Source organism: Streptomyces hygroscopicus subsp. hygroscopicus (assembly GCF_001553455.1).
Classification (GTDB): domain Bacteria; phylum Actinomycetota; class Actinomycetes; order Streptomycetales; family Streptomycetaceae; genus Streptomyces; species Streptomyces hygroscopicus.
This window is the reverse complement of sequence record NZ_BBOX01000046.1, coordinates 1-4,457: the sequence shown is the minus strand read 5'-3', so window position 1 is coordinate 4,457 and position 4,457 is coordinate 1. Positions and strand designations below refer to the sequence as shown.

The window sequence follows — 4,457 nt, the reverse complement described above, 5'->3', positions numbered from 1 at the left end:
CCGGAAAACGCGGAGCGGGTGCCCGGCCGGAGCGTGGTGAGACGCTCCGGCCGGGCACCCGCTTGGTGCCCGTCTGTGTGATCGTGTGATCGGCCCGGTGGGCTTCCGTGGATCAGCCCACGACGGTCCAGGTGTCGCCCCCGGCGAGCAGCGCGCCGAGGTCGCCCTTGCCCTTCAGTTCCACCGCGTTGTCCAGCTGATGGGACATCTGGGTGTCGTAGACCGGGCGCTCGACGTCGCGCAGCACACCGATGGGGGTGTGGTGGAGGGTGTCCGCGTCGGCGAGCCGGGTCAGCGCGAACGCCGTGGTGGGCGAGGCCGCGTGGGCGTCGTGGACCAGTACCTGGTGCTCGTTGGCAGCCGTGACGGTGACGACCTCGAGGTCGCCGGTGCTCTGGTCGCGGACGACGCCCTTGCTCTGGTCGACGCCGAACCGGATCGGCTGACCGTGCTCCAGCCGGATCACGGCCTCCTGGGCCTGCTGCTTGTCCTTCAGGGCCTCGAAGGCACCGTCGTTGAAGATGTTGCAGTTCTGGTAGATCTCCACCAGTGCGGTGCCCGGGTGGGCCGCCGCCTGCCGCAGCACCTCGGTCAGGTGCTTGCGGTCGGAGTCGATGGTGCGGGCCACGAAGCTCGCCTCGGCGCCGAGCGCGAGGGACAGCGGGTTGAACGGCGCGTCCAGGGAGCCCATCGGGGTCGACTTGGTGATCTTCCCGACCTCGGAGGTGGGGCTGTACTGACCCTTGGTCAGGCCGTAGATGCGGTTGTTGAAGAGCAGGATCTTCAGGTTCACATTGCGGCGCAGCGCGTGGATCAGGTGGTTGCCGCCGATCGACAGCGCGTCGCCGTCACCGGTGACGACCCACACCGACAGATCGGGGCGCGAGGCGGCCAGGCCGGTGGCGATGGCCGGGGCGCGGCCGTGGATGGAGTGCATCCCGTAGGTGTTCATGTAGTACGGGAAGCGCGAGGAGCAGCCGATGCCGGAGACGAAGACGATGTTCTCCTTCGCCAGCCCCAGTTCGGGCATGAAGCCCTGGACGGCGGCGAGGATCGCGTAGTCACCGCAGCCGGGGCACCAGCGGACCTCCTGGTCGGATTTGAAGTCCTTCATCGTCTGCTTGGTGGCGCTCTTGGGCACCAGGGAGAGCGCATTCGGGGCCGGTGCCGCGCCCTCGGCGATGGTGTCAGTCATCGATGGCCTCCTTGAGGGCGGTGGCGAGCTGTTCGGCCTTGAAGGGCAGTCCGCGGACCTGGGTGAAGGAGCGCGTGTCGACCAGATAGCGGGCGCGCAGCAGCGTGGCCAGCTGACCCAGGTTCATCTCCGGCACCACGACCTTCTCGTAACCCTCCAGCACCGTGCCGAGGTTGGCCGGGAAGGGGTTGAGGTGGCGCAGATGGGCCTGGGCGATCCGGTCGCCCGCGGCGCGGACGCGGCGCACGGCGGCGGTGATCGGGCCGTACGTCGAACCCCACCCCAGGACCAGGGTGCGGGCGTCCCCGGTCGGGTCGTCCACCTCGACGTCCGGCACGGCGATACCGTCCACCTTGGCCTGGCGGACGCGGACCATGTGGTCGTGGTTGGCCGGGTCGTAGGAGATGTTGCCGGTGCCGTCCTGCTTCTCGATGCCGCCGATCCGGTGCTCCAGACCGGGCGTTCCGGGCACGGCCCAGGGGCGGGCCAGGGTCTCGGGGTCGCGCTTGTACGGCCAGAAGACCTCGGTGCCGTCGGCGAGGACGTGGTTGGGGCCGGTCGCGAATTGGACCCGCAGATCGGGCAGTTCGTCCACCTCCGGCACCCGCCAGGGCTCCGAGCCGTTGGCCAGGTAGCCGTCCGACAGCAGGAACACCGGGGTGCGGTAGGTCAGGGCGATCCGGGCGGCGTCGAGTGCGGCGTCGAAGCAGTCGGCCGGGGTCCTGGGGGCCACGATCGGCACCGGGGCCTCGCCGTTGCGCCCGTACATGGCCTGGAGCAGATCCGCCTGCTCGGTCTTGGTCGGCAGTCCGGTGGAGGGGCCGCCGCGCTGGATGTCGATCACCAGCAGCGGCAGCTCCAGCGACACCGCGAGCCCGATGGTCTCCGACTTCAGCGCCACCCCCGGGCCGGAGGTGGTGGTCACCGCGAGCGAACCGCCGAAGGCCGCGCCCAGCGCGGCACCGATACCGGCGATCTCGTCCTCGGCCTGGAAGCTGCGCACGCCGAAGTTCTTGTGCTTGGACAGCTCATGCAGGATGTCCGAGGCCGGGGTGATCGGGTACGACCCCAGGAACAGCGGCAGGTCCGCCTGGCGGGAGGCCGCGATCAGCCCGTACGACAGCGCCAGGTTCCCGGAGATGTTCCGGTAGGTGCCGGTGGGAAATGCGGTGGTGGCCGGGGCGACCTCGTAGGAGACGGCGAAGTCCTCGGTGGTCTCACCGAAGTTCCAGCCCGCCCGGAACGCCGCCACGTTGGCCTCGGCGATCTGCGGCTTCTTCGCGAACTTCTGCCGCAGGAACTTCTCGGTGCTCTCGGTCGGCCGGTGGTACATCCACGACAACAGGCCGAGCGCGAACATGTTCTTGCTGCGCTCGGCCTCCTTGCGGGACAGCCCGAATTCCTTCAGCGCCTCGATGGTCAGCGTGGTCAGCGGCACCGGGTGGACCTGGTAGCCGTCCAGCGAGCCGTCCTCCAGGGGGCTTTGGTCGTAGCCGACCTTGGCCATGGGGCGCTTGGTGAACTCGTCGGTGTTGACGATGATTTCCGCCCCGCGCGGCACATCGGGGAGGTTGGCCTTGAGCGCGGCCGGGTTCATCGCGACCAGCACGTTCGGCGCGTCACCCGGGGTGAGGATGTCGTGATCGGCGAAGTGGAGCTGGAAGCTCGACACTCCGGGCAGGGTGCCTGCGGGGGCGCGGATCTCCGCCGGGAAGTTCGGCAGGGTCGACAGGTCGTTCCCGAACGACGCCGTCTCCGAGGTGAACCGGTCACCCGTGAGCTGCATACCGTCGCCGGAGTCGCCCGCGAACCGGATGATCACTCGGTCCAGACGGCGGACCTCCTTGCCGCCGTCCGCTGCTCGCTGCCCCCCGGCGGGCATCCGCCCGCTCTGCTGATCGGCTGGTTCGGCCTGTTCGGCCGGGCTGCTGACCTGGCTGGTCACTGCTTCGGACCTCCCTTGAGGCGGTGCTCCTGGACAGTCGGTGCCGACCGGTTGTTGTCCAAATGACTATCGTACGTCGGTAAGGCTGGCCTTCCTTGGCCGGATCACATAATGGACCCCCGAAGAAGAACCATATATGTCATGGTTTGGCACGCCCTGTCCCTTTGCCCGGTGCTGTCAAGTCCCCTGATCCCCCTGATCCACCCTGAGCCCCCTGATCCCCCTGATGCTCCCCATCCAGCCTTTGGCCCCGCTGTGGCCCGTGGGAGTCTGCTTTCAGGAATTGAGATAGGTGAGGACCGCGAGCACCCGGCGGTGATCCCCGTCACTCGGCGACAGGCCGAGCTTGAGGAAGATGTTGCTCACATGCTTCTCGACCGCCCCGTCGCTCACCACCAGTTGCCGGGCGATCGCCGAATTGGTCCGGCCCTCGGCCATCAGCCCCAGGACCTCCCGCTCCCTCGGGGTGAGCCCGGCCAGCACGTCCTGCTTGCGGCTGCGGCCCAGCAGCTGGGCGACGACCTCCGGGTCGAGCGCCGTACCGCCCTCGGCGACCCGCACCACCGCGTCCACGAACTCGCGCACCTCGGCCACCCGGTCCTTGAGCAGATAGCCGACGCCCCGGCTGTTCCCGGCCAGCAGCTCGGTGGCGTACTGCTCCTCCACGTACTGCGACAGGACCAGCACCCCCAGACCCGGGTGGTCGCGGCGGAGCCGGACGGCCGCCCGCACCCCCTCGTCGGTGTGCGTGGGCGGCATCCGTACGTCGGCCACCACCACATCGGGCAGCGCGCCCTCGTCGGCCAGCTCCCGCACCGACTTGATCAGCGCTCCCGCGTCCCCGACGCCCGCGACCACCTCATGGCCCCGGTCGGTCAGCAGCCGGGTCAGGCCCTCCCGCAGCAGTACCGAATCCTCGGCGATGACCACCCGTACCCTGTCCGCCACGATGTTCGTCCCCCCGTTCCGCTCGGTTCGTGGGACCAGCATCCCAGGGTCCGGCCGCTCGCGTCGCGCAGAACGGGCCGGTCGGCCGGGACTGCCGGGGCCGGCCCCCGCGCGCCGGGGACGCGCAGCGGCAGCGGAGGGTGTGGCGCATAGCGTCCTCGGCCGGACCCGCGCGCCGGGGACGGGCGCCCTCAGCGCCAGGGGAGCTCGGCGGTCACGGTGGTCGGGCCGCCCGCCGGGGAGTGGACGACGAGGACCCCGTCCACCGCGTCGAACCGCTCGGCCAGCCCGGCCAGACCCGAACCGGCCGACGTGTCGGCCCCGCCCCGCCCGTCGTCCGTGATCTGCAGCATCACCCGCTCCTCGGTG

General features: G+C 70.0%; 3 protein-coding genes and 1 pseudogene. All 4 read right to left on the bottom strand.

From position 1 onward, the window contains the following. Positions 1-112: 112 nt before the first annotated feature. A complete protein-coding gene (locus tag AXW62_RS06030) occupies positions 113-1,195 on the bottom strand; it encodes a 2-oxoacid:ferredoxin oxidoreductase subunit beta (protein WP_030834954.1) in 1,083 nt (360 codons plus the stop codon). Then, complete coding sequence (locus AXW62_RS06025; RefSeq protein ID WP_060943579.1) at positions 1,188-3,140, bottom strand: 2-oxoacid:acceptor oxidoreductase subunit alpha; 1,953 nt, start codon at positions 3,138-3,140, stop codon at positions 1,188-1,190. Before AXW62_RS06025 ends, AXW62_RS06030 begins: the two co-directional genes overlap by 8 nt. Before the next feature lie 276 nt (positions 3,141-3,416). Next, complete coding sequence (locus tag AXW62_RS06020; RefSeq protein ID WP_060943578.1) at positions 3,417-4,130, bottom strand: response regulator transcription factor; 714 nt, start codon at positions 4,128-4,130, stop codon at positions 3,417-3,419. Positions 4,131-4,279: 149 nt separating this feature from the next. Then, a pseudogene (locus AXW62_RS45520) lies at positions 4,280-4,457 on the bottom strand (sensor histidine kinase); the annotation flags it as partial.